General features: G+C 42.3%; 14 protein-coding genes. All 14 read left to right on the plus strand.

The window, feature by feature from the left end:
- Positions 1-10: 10 nt before the first annotated feature.
- The 14 genes from rfbF to AC13DA_RS14315 all read left to right on the plus strand — a co-directional run bounded on the left by rfbF (position 11) and on the right by AC13DA_RS14315 (position 16,778).
- Entirely contained in the window at positions 11-781 is a 771-nt protein-coding gene (gene rfbF / locus AC13DA_RS14250) for a glucose-1-phosphate cytidylyltransferase (protein ID WP_284450577.1), read from the plus strand.
- Entirely contained in the window at positions 778-1,854 is a 1,077-nt protein-coding gene (gene rfbG, locus AC13DA_RS14255) for a CDP-glucose 4,6-dehydratase (RefSeq protein WP_482945991.1), read from the plus strand. Before rfbF ends, rfbG begins: the two co-directional genes overlap by 4 nt.
- Positions 1,851-3,497: a lipopolysaccharide biosynthesis protein RfbH gene (gene rfbH, locus AC13DA_RS14260; protein WP_284450575.1), complete on the plus strand. Its 1,647-nt coding sequence runs from the start codon at positions 1,851-1,853 to the stop codon at positions 3,495-3,497. The genes rfbG and rfbH overlap by 4 nt, the downstream gene beginning before the upstream one ends.
- 3 nt (positions 3,498-3,500) lie before the next feature.
- Positions 3,501-5,021 carry an N-acetylneuraminate synthase family protein gene (locus tag AC13DA_RS14265; protein ID WP_284450574.1) on the plus strand — a complete coding sequence of 507 codons (1,521 nt, stop codon included), beginning with the start codon at positions 3,501-3,503 and terminating at the stop codon, positions 5,019-5,021.
- Positions 5,018-6,835: a thiamine pyrophosphate-binding protein gene (locus tag AC13DA_RS14270; RefSeq protein WP_284450573.1), complete on the plus strand. Its 1,818-nt coding sequence runs from the start codon at positions 5,018-5,020 to the stop codon at positions 6,833-6,835. The genes AC13DA_RS14265 and AC13DA_RS14270 overlap by 4 nt, the downstream gene beginning before the upstream one ends.
- 34 nt (positions 6,836-6,869) lie before the next feature.
- Entirely contained in the window at positions 6,870-8,006 is a 1,137-nt protein-coding gene (locus AC13DA_RS14275; protein ID WP_284450572.1) for a class I SAM-dependent methyltransferase, read from the plus strand.
- 4 nt (positions 8,007-8,010) lie between these two features.
- Positions 8,011-8,691 (plus strand): HAD family hydrolase, encoded by a 681-nt coding sequence (locus AC13DA_RS14280; protein ID WP_284450571.1) that lies wholly within the window; start codon positions 8,011-8,013, stop codon positions 8,689-8,691.
- Entirely contained in the window at positions 8,688-9,572 is an 885-nt protein-coding gene (locus tag AC13DA_RS14285; protein ID WP_284450570.1) for an NAD-dependent epimerase/dehydratase family protein, read from the plus strand. The genes AC13DA_RS14280 and AC13DA_RS14285 overlap by 4 nt, the downstream gene beginning before the upstream one ends.
- An 84-nt stretch (positions 9,573-9,656) precedes the next feature.
- Complete coding sequence (locus AC13DA_RS14290) at positions 9,657-10,739, plus strand: radical SAM/SPASM domain-containing protein (RefSeq protein WP_284450569.1); 1,083 nt, start codon at positions 9,657-9,659, stop codon at positions 10,737-10,739.
- 96 nt (positions 10,740-10,835) lie between these two features.
- Positions 10,836-11,648 carry a hypothetical protein gene (locus AC13DA_RS14295; protein ID WP_284450568.1) on the plus strand — a complete coding sequence of 271 codons (813 nt, stop codon included), beginning with the start codon at positions 10,836-10,838 and terminating at the stop codon, positions 11,646-11,648.
- Positions 11,649-11,718: 70 nt separating this feature from the next.
- Positions 11,719-13,626: a B12-binding domain-containing radical SAM protein gene (locus AC13DA_RS14300; RefSeq protein ID WP_284450567.1), complete on the plus strand. Its 1,908-nt coding sequence runs from the start codon at positions 11,719-11,721 to the stop codon at positions 13,624-13,626.
- Positions 13,627-13,631: 5 nt separating this feature from the next.
- On the plus strand, positions 13,632-15,581 hold the full coding sequence (locus tag AC13DA_RS14305) for a glycosyltransferase family protein (RefSeq protein ID WP_284450566.1): 1,950 nt from the start codon (positions 13,632-13,634) through the stop codon (positions 15,579-15,581).
- Entirely contained in the window at positions 15,578-16,456 is an 879-nt protein-coding gene (locus AC13DA_RS14310) for an SDR family oxidoreductase (RefSeq protein ID WP_284450565.1), read from the plus strand. Before AC13DA_RS14305 ends, AC13DA_RS14310 begins: the two co-directional genes overlap by 4 nt.
- Positions 16,425-16,778, plus strand: a complete 354-nt coding sequence (locus tag AC13DA_RS14315; RefSeq protein ID WP_284450564.1) for a cupin domain-containing protein — start codon at positions 16,425-16,427, stop codon at positions 16,776-16,778. The genes AC13DA_RS14310 and AC13DA_RS14315 overlap by 32 nt, the downstream gene beginning before the upstream one ends.
- Positions 16,779-16,786: the final 8 nt, after the last annotated feature.

Genomic DNA, 16,786 nt, shown 5'->3' on the forward strand with positions numbered 1-16,786 from the left:
GTTATAAAATATGAAGGCAGTGATTCTGGCTGGTGGCTTAGGTACTCGAATTAGCGAAGAGTCTATAAATAAGCCAAAACCAATGATAGAAATAGGTGGTAAACCTATTCTCTGGCATATTATGAAAATCTATTCACATCATGGTGTGAATGATTTTATTATCTGTTGCGGTTACAAGGGCTATTTGATTAAAGAGTATTTTGCGAACTATTTTTTGCATATGTCGGACGTCACCTTTGATATGCAAAATAATAAAATGCATGTACATGAAGCTCATGCCGAACCCTGGAAAGTGACGTTGGTTGACACAGGCGATGATAGTATGACCGGTGGTCGTATCCGTCGGGTTGCTGACTATGTAAAAGATGAAGATGCCTTTTGTCTGACTTATGGTGATGGAGTTGGCAACATTGATATTACGGCGAGCATACAGTTCCATCAACAACATGGAAACTTGGCTACAGTCACAGCAACCTATCCTCAAGCAAAATTTGGTGCATTGGACATACACGGTGATCGGGTAGTGAACTTTCAGGAAAAACCGAAAGGTGACAATGGGATGGTCAGTGGTGGTTTTTTTGTGTTATCGCCCAAAGTGATTGATTATATTAGTGATGATCGAACTAGTTGGGAGGGGCGCCCACTGCAAAAGCTGGTGGCAGAGCAACAGCTACGTGTTTTTCGTCACGAAGGTTTCTGGCAACCCATGGACACGCTTCGTGATAAGCAATACCTTGAACAGCTCTGGAAGTCTGATCAGGCACCATGGAAAGTCTGGTGATTGATCCCTCTTTCTGGCAAGGAAAATCTGTTCTGGTTACCGGGCATACTGGGTTTAAAGGAAGTTGGCTCAGTCTATGGTTAAATGAACTGGGGGCTAACGTCACGGGTTATGCTTTAGCTCCGGCGACAAATCCTTCCATGTATGACTCACTTGCTCTGGATGACGAGTTGGACTCGATAGTTGCCGATATCAGTGATCTGGCTACTTTAGCTGTGACCATCAAGACATCACAGCCAGACATTGTCTTTCATTTGGCAGCACAATCATTGGTTAAACCTTCCTATGATGATCCCGTAAATACCTATCAGACGAATGTGATGGGCACAGTTAATGTGCTGGAAGCAGTACGACATTGTCCTTCTGTTAAAGCTGTGGTGATCGTCACCTCTGATAAATGTTACGAAAATTATGAGTGGTCATGGCCTTATCGTGAAAACGACCGACTGGGTGGGCATGATCCATACAGTAATAGTAAAGGCTGTGCAGAGCTGGTCACGGATTCATACCGTAAATCCTTTTTTGCCGATAATAAAACGGCCATTGCAACGGCACGTGCAGGTAATGTTATTGGCGGTGGTGACTGGTCTGACTATCGATTATTGCCAGATTTGATTAAGGCAAAACAAAACACACAACCATTAGAAATCCGGCATCCCGCCGCGATTCGTCCTTGGCAACATGTTTTAGAGCCATTATCAGGGTATCTGCAATTGGCACAGCAGTTGTGTGAAAGCGGCGTCGATGTAGCAGAAGCCTGGAACTTTGGTCCGGTACAGGAAGATATTAAACCGGTCCATTATCTTGTTGAACAAGCACAGAAAAAGTGGTCCAGCTTTGAATGGTATAGTCCGTCACAGAATGAACATCATGAAGCCAATATACTCATGCTGGATTGTTCTAAAGCACGACAAAAACTGGGATGGCAACCTGTCTGGCGAATCGATGACGCTTTATCAAAAACGTTTGACTGGTATGATGCCTTTTATTCCGGAAAAGAGATGCGTGAATTCAGTTTGCAACAGATTCAGCAATTTGTTCAGGCAGCCAATCCTCAGTTATTCAAAGCATGAATCCATTACATACACCTCACACTGAATCCTCATCGATCGCCTTAACTAGTGGCGATATTTGTGTCGTTAATAAAACGGGAATGTCACCGACGTTATGTGTTGTGGTGGCTATAGAAAATGCCACTATTGAATGTTATGAAATACTGGTATTCAACGATGATGTCTCAGACCTTGATATATTTGTTTTTGACGATGACAGTGTTAATGGTTCAGCGCGATATGTGGACTTACGCTTTCCACTCTTTGTCGGTTCACTTGATGTGGCTAGCTATCAGGGCAAAATTTCAACATTAAATCTCGAAAGACTTTTACGGGCTTTGGTGCAACGCCAGGTAAAACGTTACAGTCAAACGAAATTTCTGCACAAAGACTTTCTGCCTGGAAGCACTGCTGTTCCAGTGTCTGGCAAGGTCATGGATTCTGATGATATCGAGCACCTGGTTGATGCCTCATTGGATGGCTGGCTGACTACCGGTCGGTTTAATGCCCAGTTTGAAAAAGCGCTTGCTGAATTTATTGGTATCAAACATGTGCTGACAGTGAACTCAGGTTCCTCAGCCAACTTGTTGGCATTAACTGCGCTGACGTCACCGAAGTTAGGTGATAAAGCATTACAAAAAGGCGATGAGGTCATCACTGTCGCGGCAGGGTTTCCGACTACGGTGAATCCTATTTTACAAAATGGTTTAGTGCCTGTTTTTGTTGATATTACTCTGCCTTCCTACAATATCGATGTCAGTCAGCTTGAGGTCGCGTTATCAGATAAAACACGAGCCATTATGATGGCCCACACCTTAGGCAATACCTTCAATATTGACGCCGTTGTGGCTTTTGCCCGACAGCATAATCTGTGGTTAATCGAAGATTGTTGTGATGCTTTAGGCACCACCTATTCACCCGTTACTGAACTGACGGATTATCGTGGACAAGTAATTGCGTTAGATGAGCCCCGTCATGTGGGCACCTTTGGTGATATTGCGACGTTGAGTTTTTATCCGGCTCATCATATAACGATGGGAGAAGGTGGCGCGGTCTATACCAATAATGGCCAACTGAAATTGATTCTGGAGTCATTTCGTGACTGGGGCAGAGACTGTTTTTGTGAGCCGGGCCAGGACAATACCTGCAAAAAGCGCTTTAGTTATCAACTAGGGCAGTTGCCTTGTGGTTATGACCATAAATATACCTATTCTCATCTTGGTTATAACTTAAAAATCTCTGATATGCAGGCGGCTGTGGGTTTGTCACAGTTAGCTAAAGTCGCCGGGTTTATTGAAAAAAGAAAAGCCAACTTCCAACGTCTTTACGCAGGTTTATCTTCGCTACAGGATTATTTGCTACTGCCTGAAGCAGAGAACAATGCTGATCCGTCGTGGTTTGGTTTCGCTATTACCTTAAAGCAGAGTAATCGAGCGGACTTTATTCAGTATCTTGAACAACATAAGATCGCCAATCGATTAGTATTTGGCGGTAATCTCATCAAACAGCCTTATTTCGAACAGCAAAGCTATCGTAAAGTTGGAGAATTAACGGTCACCGATCATGTCATGAATGATTCATTATGGCTCGGCGTTTTCCCAGGACTATCTGATGAGATGATTGATTACATGATCGATACCATCCAATCTTATTTCAAAGTGTGAATGATGACGGACAAAACAACGATGTATCAAAAGTTATTCGCGCTGGAAATGGCCAACAATCACCAAGGTGATATAGCCCATGGCAAACAAGTCATTCAGCAGATGAAACAGGTGTGTGATGATTTCCCTTTCCAGTTTGCCTTTAAACTGCAGTACCGTAACCTGAAAACCTTTATTCATCCCGATTATCGCGATAGACAAGACATTAAATATGTTAAACGATTTCGTGATACGGAACTTGATGAAACCCAATTACTAGAACTAAAACAAGCGATTGATGATGCGGGTTTTATTTCCATGTGTACGCCTTTTGATGAAGATTCTGTTGATTGGATTGAGCAACATGGTTTTGACATATTAAAGATCGCGTCCTGCTCTCTGACAGACTGGCCGTTACTAGAGCGCATTGCCCAATCCTCTTTGCCATTGGTGATGTCTACAGCCGGTGCCACGATGGAAGAGATTGAAAATGTCGTGCAGTTTTTCCTGCATCGCCACAAACAATTAGCGGTGATGCACTGTGTTGGTGAATATCCAACGCCACGACAAAATCTACAATTAGGTCAAATTGCCTTATTAAAACAACGTTTCCCTGAGGTGACTGTAGGTTACTCAACTCATGAAGATCCTAATGAAACCGAAGCGGTCAAAATGGCGGTGGCGATGGGGGCACAATTGTTCGAAAAGCATGTTGGGGTAGGTGAACTCAATGCTTACTCGGCGAACCCTGAACAAGTTAGACAATGGTTACTCTCAGCTCAAGAAGCCTATGCCATGCTTGGCCTTGAGGGGGAACGTGTTGCCGTCACCGAGACAGAATTAAACACCCTCAATTCACTACGACGTGCTGTATTTGCCAAAAAGGATCTCGCTGCCGGGAAAGCCTTACATACAGAAGATTTTTATCTGGCTATTCCAAGTCAACCTGGTCAACTATTAGCCAATGATTTATCCAAGTACAAACAGTTTGAGTTAAAAACAGCTGTTAAAGCTAATGAGCCGTTGTTATTGGAAAAGCTTGAAATCACCGATACACGTGACATGGTTTCCGCTTCATTATCTAAAGTATGTGCTTTATTACGTGGAGCCGGCATTGCCATTGCTGACGGTGTGAACTGTCAGCTATCACATCATTATGGCATTGAAAAATTTGAAGAAACGGGCGCGACTATTATTGATGTGGTCAATCGTGAGTATTGTAAAAAGATTCTGGTATTACTGCCTGGACAAAATCATCCGGTGCATGCCCATCACAAGAAAGAAGAAACCTTTAATGTGCTGGCGGGTGAAATGCAGCTGCAACTAGGTGATGAATTAAAAACGATTAAAGCGGGTGAGATGGTAACTGTTGAACGCGGAGTTAAACATGCTTTCAGTAGTGAAACCGGGGCGATATTTGAAGAATTGTCGACGACACACTTTACCGATGATTCTTATTACGATGATAAAACCATTAACCAAAACAGTCGCCGCAAAACTAATCTGATCTTTCGTGCTGACTGGCTAACTACGGAGTGGGCATGAGCCAACAACGCGTTGCTGATTATATTTTTGCCCGAGTTGCCGAATTAGGCGTTAAAGAGGTTTTTTTATTGCCCGGTGGTGGGGCCATGCATTTGGTGGACGCGCTCGGACAAAATCCTGATATTAAATTTATACCGACTCACCACGAACAAGCCGCAGCGATAGCGGCTGAAGCCTACTCTCGTGTGAATGAAACACTCGGCGTGGCGTTAGTTACTACCGGGCCGGGTGCGACCAATGCGTTGACTGCCGTAGCAGGTGCCTGGATTGAGTCTGTGCCTTTGTTGATAATCTCAGGACAGGTGAAACGGGCTGATATGAAAGCCGACAGTGGTGTAAGGCAAATGGGGCCTCAGGAAGTTGACATTATCTCGATGGTTAAACCCATTACCAAATATGCCATCACCGTTGAAGAGCCAGAGAATATTGGTCTTTATCTTGATAAGGCTTTACATGAAGCGATGACAGGGCGAAAAGGCCCTGTCTGGCTGGATGTGCCTTTGGATGTGCAAGCCAGTTTAATTGAGCCGGAAGAGCTAGCCCGGGATGAATCGAATACAGACACTGAGTCAGACTGTTCACTTGAGCTGGATGAAGTTATTCAACTCATTCAGCAGGCAGAGCGTCCTATTATTCTAGCAGGTCATGGTATCCGTCTATCAGGTGCGGCTGAAGCATTCAAACAGCTCTATGAGAAAACCGGTATTCCGGTATTAACGACCTGGAATTCACTGGATCTGATTCCATACGAACATCCATTATGTGCCGGCCGTCCCGGTTCTGTGGCACTCAGACCGGCAAACTTTGCCGCCCAGAATTGTGATTTATTAATCAGTATTGGCGCGCGTTTGGATAATGTGGTCACCGCCCATAATCCGCAGAACTTTGCTCAATATGCCGACAAAGTGATTGTCGATATTGATGCGCCTGAATTAAAAAAACATCAGTTGCCAAAAGCAAGATTGATTCAGGGCAATGCCAAAACTTTTATCGAACAACTGAATACTGAACTACCAGAGCTTAAAACTGACTATTCGGATTGGATTAATAAAATAGCCGATTGGAAACAACGCTATCCACGCTGTGATGGTGAAAAATTTCCAGAGCAAGGTGATATCAGTCATTATCATTTTATTGATCGTTTATCTGCTCTCACTAAAGTCAATGAGTTGATTATTACGGGTAGCTCAGGGCTGGCGGTGGAAGTCTTCTACTCTACCTTTGTGAATAAAACCGGCCAACGAATTTTTCTTACCTCTGGTTTAGGTTCGATGGGCTATGGTTTGCCCGCGGCGATTGGTGGTTGTCTCGCGTCAGGCAGAAAGCCCGTTGTCTCGGTAGAAGGTGACGGAAGCTTGCAGCTCAATCTGCAAGAATTAAGTACCTTGAAGTCACTTAACCTGCCTATTCGAATGTTTGTGATGAACAATAATGGCTATGCCTCCATTCGAAATACTCAGCGCAATTATTTTGACGCTCGATATGTTGCTACAGGACAAGAAGCGGGCTTACTAATTCCAGATTTAGTCAAACTCGCGGAAGCGATTGGCCTTGACGCTGTTCGTATTGAGGATGCCAGTGAACTCGATGAAAAAATCCAATATGTATTGAATCATCCAGGCCCGATTCTTTGTGATGTCACGATTATCAAAGACGAAGCTTTATGGCCAAAAGTATCAGCTATTCCACAAGCTAACGGTTCAATGATCTCTATGCCGCTGGAAGATATGTCACCTTTGTTATCCATAGAGCAGCTTCAAAAAGAAATGTCAGTTCCTGTTTCTCCTAATTCAATCTTGGTTGAACGCCGTTAGTGATGTTGTTTTCTATTCAAGAATCAAAAAAAACATGAGTTTACACTGTCGAGTTTGTGATACGGCACTTAGTGCCACTCCCTCGCTTAGTTATTGTGGTATGCCAAAATCTGCCCAGTATTTTCCTGATGAATTCAATGCTGGCAATGATTCTGGTGTCGATTTGCATGTATATGAGTGTGGCGCCTGCGGCTTGATCCAGCTAAGTGCTGAGCCTGTCAGTTATTATCGGGAAGTCATACGAGCGACATCCGTTTCGTCTGAGATGGCCGCTTTTCGCCATGATCAATTTACCGACTGGGTTGAAAAGTACCAACTGCATCAGAAAAAAGTGTTAGAAGTTGGCTGTGGCAGAGGTGAGTATTTAGAGATCTTGGTACAAACAGGTGTTGATGCCTATGGTGTTGAATATGGCGAACTGGCCTCAGAGCATTGCCAATCTCTGGGACTAAATGTTGAAAGGCTATTTCTTGAAGACCGGCTTACCAGAGTTGCTGCTTACCCGTTTGATGCTTTTGTCATGCTCAACTTTTTAGAACACTTGCCATCTCCTGTTCATTCCTTACAAGCGATTGCTGACAACCTCAAAAGTGATGCGATTGGACTTGTTGAGGTACCAAACTTTGAGATGATAATGGAGCAGGAGCTTTTTTCAGAGTTTATACCTGATCATCTGGCTTACTTTACTAAAGAAACGTTGATAACTACGCTCAATTTAGCAGGTTTTGAGGTGTTGTCTTGTCAGGCGGTATGGCATGAATACAATCTTTCAGCTGTGGTGAGAAAACGTGCCAGCAAAAACCTAAAGCGGTTTGAATTGTTTCAACATGATCTAAAGCGACAACTCGATTACTACATCAACTCTTATCCCTCCAATTCTGTTGCTATATGGGGGGCAGGCCATCAGGCTTTGGCCATTATGGCGTTGGCCGATCTCAGTGGCAAGATTCGTTTTGTAGTGGATTCAGCTACATTCAAACAAAATAAATTAACACCAGCTACCCACATCCCTATCACCGCCCCAGCAAAATTAGAGCAGGAACCCATCTCGGCCATCATTATCATGGCAGGTAGTTTTTCGGATGAAATTTACACGATTCTGAAAACGATGAGATTGAATAATCCTGGTATTGCCGTGGTTGATGGTGCCAAGTTGAAAATTCTGGAGTAATGCAGTGACTGTACTGAAGAATAAAAAATATATTTTCTTTGATTTTGATGGCACGTTGGTAGATTCGGCTGCCTGTATCCTATCGAGCTATGAATTTGTGATGCAGACTTTTGATATGAAGCCCAAGGTCAAGATTGAACAAGGCATTATCGGCCCTCCCCTTCCTGAGACGATGAAAATGCTTGTGGGTGACGTTTCTGAAAAAACATTGAGTGAAATGACTCACTGCTTTAAGGAAAGGTATGACGCCATAGTTGAAAAAGAGACGCTTTCCTATTCTGGTATTGAGGCTGTTTTAAATCAATTGAAAGCCTGTCATAAAAAACTATTTGTAGCCACGAATAAGCGAACAGAGCCGACCTTTAGTGTGATAAACGAACTTAACTGGAATAGTCTGTTTGAATCGATACAATGTGTCGATATGTTACCCACAGAACACCAGAGTAAAACCAAGTTGTTATCAAATATGTTGCACGAGTACGAGGTAGAACCTTCCCAAGCTGTATATATTGGTGATCGCACAGATGATCAGATCGCAGCATTGTCAAATCAGGTTGATTTCGTTGCCGTGGCATGGGGATATGGTGATTGGTCAGGTTATGACGGCGTCTGTCTGTCGCAAGTAAATGCTCTTACTTCTTTACTTGAAGACGACTTAGCGGGAAGTCGAGAAAGCGAATTTTGAAGAAAGTATTAATTACTGGCGGCAATGGTTTTATTGCGAGAAGTCTTGCTCGTGAATTTGTAGAAAAATACGATTTAACAGTCTGCTCTAGGAATGAGCTGGACTTACTCAACGCTAATCATGTTTCAGAATTTCTTCGGCATCATCATTTTGATGTCATCATCCACACTGCTACCTATGATGCTGCTCCAAAGGGGTCAAAAAAGGACCCTTCGATGGTTCTCGAATACAACTTGAGGATGTTCACAAATCTTGTTCGCTGTGAGCATGACTATGGCAAACTGCTTTATTTTGGTTCCGGTGCTGAGTTTAGTCGCCCTCACTGGATACCAAAAATGCGTGAGACGTACTTTGATCAACATGTGCCTGAGGACCAATATGGTTATTCGAAGTACTTAATGACCAAAATAGCAGAAGCAAAAAGCCAAATTATCAACTTGCGTTTGTTTGGTGTGTTTGGGGAGCTAGATGATTGGCGTTATCGGTTTCTTTCAAATATTTGTTGTCACGCACTAAAAAACCAATCAATTACCGTGCAGCAAAATGCAAAAGTAGATTTTCTTTATATCAATGACTTGAGCAAAATCGTCCAGTGGTTTGTTGAGCATCAGCCACAACACTCTGTATACAACATTTGTTCTGGAATGGCTCATGAATACGCTGAGTTAGCAGCGAGTGTTGCGAAACTCACTTTATCAGAAGAAATCGATATTGTTATCCAGAATCAACATATTCGTCACGAGTATAGTGGCGATAATGGTCTTCTTTTAAAAGAAATACCGGATCTAAAATTAACACCAATACAAACTTCGCTGAGTTCACTTTTTCAGTGGTATCAAGCGCACCAAGATGAAATTGACCCACGTCAATTTCATTATTGAATTAATGTTAAGATGAATCTAGTCGATATGATTTACATTCAATGATTATTTCTAATCAATCAACTCCAATAGCGAGAAGAAAATATGCTTACACCAGCTGAAAAAGCGAAAAGGAGTGATCTTCGAGCAAGAAAGCCCTACATCGCAGATAAACTGGCGAATATCAAAAATATGGAAGAGCGGGGAGAAATCAGTCCCATCATCAGGCTGGAAAAAAGTTACTTGTGTAATTTCCAATGCTCACATTGCTCTGCTGAGTACTACATGGATAGACATTTAGAAAAAGTGCTTCATGTTCAGGATGAGCGTGAAAAAATTGATTTAGCGTTTATTAGAAATTTATCAAAACAAGCCGATGAATTAGGTTTAGCTCGTTTCGTTATCACTGGTGGAGAACCCCTAGTGATGCGTGATCTGGATGAAGTGGTTGAAGCGATAGATCCGGATAAACATTATGTCATTTTAGATACAAATGGCTGGTTTTTAGATGATGCAAAAGCCCAACATCTCAAGGCTATTGGTGTGGAGAAAATTCAACTTTCTCTAGATAGTTTTATAGAAGAAGAGCACGATTCATTCAGAAATAAAAAAGGCTCGTATAAGCGAGTGATGCGGGCGATTGATGCCTCATTGAATGCCGGCCTGAACTTGCTGTTATCAACCGTACTTATTAAAGGTCGTGCTCACACACAAGAATTTATTGATTTGTGTGAGTTCTGTACAGAAAAGGGTGTGGGGTTATATGTATCCTATGCGAAGCCAACTGGATCGTGTACAGAACACCCTGAGTTTGTCATCACTAAAGCAGATGCTGATCGTGTAAGAGAGCTTGAGAAAAAATATTCTGTATTCACCCATATGACACCCTCATACGGCTCATACAAAGGATGTATCACAGTAAAGGGCATAATTACGGTGACATCAACAGGGGAGATTACACCTTGCCCTTACATTGATTTTTCCATAGGTAACTTAAAAGAGACGCCATTGAAAGATATTTTGGAGCGAGGTATGCGAAATCCATGGCTTGGCCCCCATCGCCCTGATTGTTTAATTGGTGAGGATGAAAAATTTATTCGTATTCACACAGAAAAAACAGCAAACGCCAAATTTCTGCCACTTCCTTGGGGAGAAGGTTTCTCAGATAACGACTCCTTGTTTGATTAATTTATCTTGTCTGTTTAATCAGACTCTTATGACCATAGGTATGAAGTTTGCTTAGGATTAGTAGCAAAAAAGACGTTAGTCTAATCGGAATAGGTAATGACCATATTGAATTCTCAACTCTCACCACAGTTTTCAGATACCGAAGAATGCTTCGATGTTTATGGTCGATGTCTTCCTGGCAGCATACGAGCTCAAGCCCATAAAAAAACAAGACGTTACTTTATCTTAGATACACCGGAAATTGATTTACAGCAGATATACAATCGCCATCAAAGTGTTTTTGACATCGAGAAGGTGTTGGCATTTTCGGCCTTTGAGAATAAAGTAAATGCTATCAAAGCCTCCATTGCTAAGCATTCGAGCATGGAAAACATACTAAATGGACCAGGGATTCCTTTTATTCTTCCTCAGCTTCATCAGAATGATATTGGGCAACAACTGGAACAGCGTTTTTTGCCAGCCATAGCCCAACTTTTTGCGGATTACCTTCCCGACTCTGACTTTACTAATCATGTTGAAGAGTCTTTAGTGGCTAAACTCACACCAGCTGCATCTGGACGGCAGCAGTATTTACTTAACAAGGTAAGAGAATCTGCAGTTGTAGGGATGTATTTTCCTTGCTTTTTAGGCTTTTCTGTTGAGGCCGCGAGGCAGCAAATTGAATTATTTCCTGAGAATTTTCTTTTGTCCGGAGCCTATGACACAACAGCAGCTTTTATTTCGGTGCCAGAGTTATTGTTCAGGAAAGATGGTTATCCTCCGCTATTATGGTTAGCTGGTATGGAGACGGATAATCCCAAAGCGAATTATCATTTTGAAGCGTATGGTTATAACTTAACGTTTAATAAGCGACCTCATTTTAATCAGGCGGCAGAATATTGGGCTTCTGGTATCACTGTGCTGGAATGAAAACAAAATTAACTCTGATAATAATAAACAGTAAAACACATATTTTGCTGCACTACGAAAGGCAATGGCTATGAAAGTATTATTTTCGAATCCTCCATGGTACAAAGAAGCCACACCAGAGACGCCTGGCTGGCGAGGCGTAAGAGCTGGTTCCCGCTGGCCACATACTTTTCAAGTGCATTCGCACACAGTTGTAGATGGCATCATTCAGGAACATATCGGAGGCTATTTACCCTTTCCTGTCTGGCTAGCTACTGGCGCAGCCTATGCGAAGCGAGAAGGGTTTGAGACAGTTATTCGTGATTCGCTTTCAATGGGTGAAACATTTGATAGTTTCTATCAGTTCATCAAAGAAAGCCGACCTGACTTCATCGTTATCGAGAGCTCAACCCCAACTGTAAAAACCGATCTCAAGATCGTGAGTCGGATCAAGACGCTGCTTCCTGACGTCAAAGTAGCGTTTACAGGACTTCATACCGAGTTTGAAGATGAAACGTTTTTGGAACAAAACCCGGTTATCGATTTCACCATTTATGGTGAATACGAAACAACCGTAATCCAGCTTTTGTGCGCGCTCAGAGACGACCGCTCATTGGAAGATATTCCTGCGTTGATATACAGGGATAATGGAAAAATACATCGAAATGAAGCTGAAAAGGAATCAGAACAAGAAGTGTCTGAGACTATCGAAGTAAGCCAGGTGAAAAAAAATGAGTATGGCAGATTGCCAGACCTTTCCACTATGCCTTGGGCTGAACGTGAAGGCTTACCAAACCTGAATTATTTTGATGGTGTATGTGGACTTGAGCGCCCTCAATTGCAGTTAATGGCTACACGTGGTTGCCCTTACGGCTGTATTTTTTGCGCATGGCCGCAAATGTTATTCCGTAGTCCTCGTTATCGCATGCGCACGACTGACGATGTCATAGAGGAAATTAAAGCAAACCTAGAAAAGGTGCCTTACAAGAGTATTTATATCGATGATGATACGGTAAATATCAATAAAAAGTTTGTACTTGAGCTAGCCGCTAAGATGAAGTCTTCTGGTATTGGTAATCGTATCCCATGGTCAACGATGGGTAGAGCCGATTTGATGGACAGGCAGACATTGGAAGCGCTCAAAGATGCCGGGTTATTCAGTATTAAATACGGTGTAGAGTCAGCTGAGCAGGGAATTCTAGATGAAATTGATAAACGGATGAATGCCGAAAAAAATATTGAGATGATCAAGCTGACATCAGAGCTAGGTATTCGCGTGCATCTCACGTTCACATTTGGTTTGCCTAGTGATACAGCTGAAACCATTGAGAACACGATTGATATGGCCTGTGGCTTGCCAGCTGATACCGTTCAGTTCTCTATCGCTACGCCATTTCCAGGGACAGAAATGTATCGTCTTTACGATGAAAAAGGTTGGATCGTTTCCAAGGATTGGGATGATTACAATGGGTCAACTGTAGCGGTCTCAAGAACAGAAAACTTCACTGCAAAAGAGCTGGAGGCTTATGTCAAAGAGGCATATAGACGTTTCGATCAAGCTCAGGTAGAGAGAGCGTTTCCGGCAGAAGAAGTCACCATAAAACTGAAACAAACTCTTAGTCATCTAAACAAGGGCGACAGCGTAGTTGTTATGCAGTCCTCACGTGTACACCTTACTCGTTGGATCATTACCTCTCTTGCGAAGTTAGGTCTGGATGTACATGTCTTAACACCTGTGCGATTTAAAGATGAATTTTCCCCTGTGCTATCAGAAGATAAGATTCATGCTTTCTCTGGTAATAGTCATTTCCTTTGTGACATGCTCAAGCCTGAGTTGGACGTGCTGAGAAGCGATATTAACTTCAAAGGTGCATTTATCCCATACACATTTGAGAATCGAGATGGGTATCAAGAGGTAGAGAGTGTCGCTTCATACTTGGCAGGCAACATTACAGCTGGTGTGAGTCGGCGTGGTCAGATTTTTTCGTATAACTCATGAGGGTGTTGGCCATTGGAGCATTATGGGTTCCATATATACGAGAAAATTGGTTTGATGCACTTCAAGCAGTACTGGGTGAACAAGTTATTTGTGTCAATGCAGCGCCACTGTTGGTAAACAAAGAGCGTTATTCGACTCAGCCTGAGAGTTTTCATTGTGCCTATATTTATGACTTAATTCGTCGTGAGCCTATTGATTACCTTTTCTTCTATCATGATTGGATTTTTGCTGATTACCCAGATATGTTTTTTGAAAAGATACGTTCAGCAGGAATCAAGATCGTTACATTTCTTCCAGATGATGAGCCAGAGGTTTGGTACCAAAGAAACACACAGTTTGATCATCATTACGATGTGATTGCCTCTCACTCATCTCGTGGTGTAAGTAGAAGAAAGCAAAGTGGCTGGACAGATAGGGTGATATACCTGCCATGGGGCTACAATCAACGTCAATGCTATCGCTTGGATGACTCTCCGAAATCGATTGATATTGTCTTTTTCGGTAAACATAAAGTGAATGAACTTGATGACAAATCCTATTTAGAAGATGGACAGCAACGAGAAAAAATTCTTGAAGAACTAGCAACGCTTGCTAAGTCCCGTGGCTGGCTTTTTAAAATATTCGGCTATGGATGGGATAAACATCCAACACTTTCTGAGTATGCTGGTGGTGTGCCATCGCAGGAAGAGATGGTTAAAATCCTTAATTCAACAAAGATTGTTTTTAATCCTGCTTGGTCATCGGATGGGACTAATGCTGTTCAAACAAAACTTCGTCATTTCGAGGTGCCTGGCTGTGGAGCTTTCCAAATTACCAATACTAATTCGGAACTTGCAGAGCTTTATGAGCCGGATAAAGAGATCGTTTTCTATGACAATGAGCAAGCTTTATTCTCCAAAGTAGAATATTTCCTCGAAAATAATAAAGAACGAGAACAGATAGCCGCTGCGGCTTACCAGCGGAGTTTGGCTGAACATACATTGGATCATCGTGTGGGCGCGCTCTTTGACACAATGGAGAAGCTCTACCCACCAGAGAAGCAAACTTCATCACCATTACCTGACGTTGATGTTATGTCGATTACTTCACAGCAAGCATTGCAGACATTTCACAAGCAAATTAAAGATAAGACTGTGCAGTTTAGCGATGACCAGTGGATTCATATTCAAGCCGGCAGGTTTGACAAGCTCACGGTGTCCTACTCTACGTTAAGTCCTTTTTTAAAGCGGTTTCCTGATCAGATACTCGAAGTCAGTAGTTATATTGATTTTGAAGGTAATCTCACCTACAACCCGCTCCAACCAAAATTGGTTGAAAAGCACTCGACCTTGCTTGATGGCGCTGTTGACGATGAAATTCTCTTTCCACTTCTAGGTGATGAGAAGACCACAATCCTTCTCGGAATCAAGAAAAATGCCAAGATACATTTGTTAATCAACTATATTGTGCCAGGGCATAAACTTGAATCATTCCTGGATTATTTCTTTGATACAAGCAGTCAAGAGGAGCTGGCGACCATACCAACAGGGCGTATCATCACTGAAGCTGTAATTTCAGTGCCAGAATATTTGAGTTCTGCCTTTCCCTATATTGATAACTTTGAGTACGTAAAAAGGTTAAGAAGGTTACTCCCTGTTTTTGCTGAACAAAAAATGAGAGTGGTCATTTATGGTATCTCTGGAATGGGGCAGACCACACTCGATCTCATCAGTAATATCACTCCTAATCTGCAAGTTATAGGAATTGTGGACCGTTCGCTAAAATCGAGTGAGTTTATGGGGATCCCTGTCTTTGCAATGACTGAGTTAGAGCAGGTTGATATGGATATTCTCATTTTGACAGCTGGCGCTTCAGGACCAAGTATTTATCAGGATATAAACTACTTAGAAGGAAATGTATGCATCCTACCGTTATACGACCTAGCTCACCCCGTATGGAGCACAATGGGGCTATGAGTATTTTGTTAACGGGCGCCACAGGTTATGTCGGCCAACACATTAAAAGGGCATTTGATAGCGAATGGAAGATTTTAGGTGTCAGTCAGCATGGTGATATCGACCAAAATATAGCCGCTTGTGATTTGTCTGATGAAAGTGCGGTTTATGAGCTGGCACAAGCAGTCTCCCCTGATGTGATTATTCATGCGGCGGGTGATAAGAATATACAGCGATGTGAGCGTGATCCGAATCTGGCTTATCAGGCGAATGTGCAAACAACGCTCAATCTGATTAAAGCATTTCCTGAGGCAAAAATAATCTATATTTCAAGTGATTATGTGTTTTCAGGTGACCGAGGTGGATACAGAGAAAGCGATCCTATTGCTCCTCTGACAGTTTATGGTAAAACAAAGGCCTCAGCTGAATTGAATGGCTTAATCTTGAGCGACCGATTTTATGTTTTAAGACTAAGTGCACTTTATGACGGTGAAGCGACCTTCTTGAGATTTCTTCGAGAGCAGTTACAAAGCGGTAAAGCGGTCGACTGTTTCGATGATGCCTTCTACTCACCCACTTTTTATAAAGATTTCTTGAACGTTTTAGATAAACTCGTGATGACGCCAAAACTATCTAATCGGGTCTATCACGTCTGTGGACAGAGAATATCGCGATTTTTCTTTGCTAAGTTATTTGCCAGAAGTGCTGGTTTTGATGATGAATTAATTCTTCAAGCCAGTCGACTGCATGGTGAAGTGCCATTTTTATTCGGTGATTTGTCGTTAGAAAATACCATGACCTGTGAGTCACTTGATGTCACCATTGGCACACATCATGCGTACCTGAACTCATTGGAGGTACTCGATGAAAATTCTATCGCCGTATCAAACCTTTGAAGATGAACGGGGTATATTACTTGGGCTCTTGAATGAAGGTAATTGGGAGGAATTCAATTACCTAGAGACCAAATCTGGTTTATCTCGAGGCAATCACTATCATAAACTCACTAGAGAATTTTTCTTCATTATTGAAGGTGAAGGTGAAATACACATACAAGATGAGTTCGGGCTAGTGACAGAACATTCTTTTAAATCCAAAGATTTGTTTGTTATAGAGCCGGGTGAAAATCATACCTTTTATTGTAAGTCTGACACAAAATGGATCAATGCATTATCTAAAAAATTTGATAATCAGGCTCCTGATATTCATAGAAGATAAATTAGGAA

Source organism: Methylophaga sp. F-2 (genome assembly GCF_056859315.1).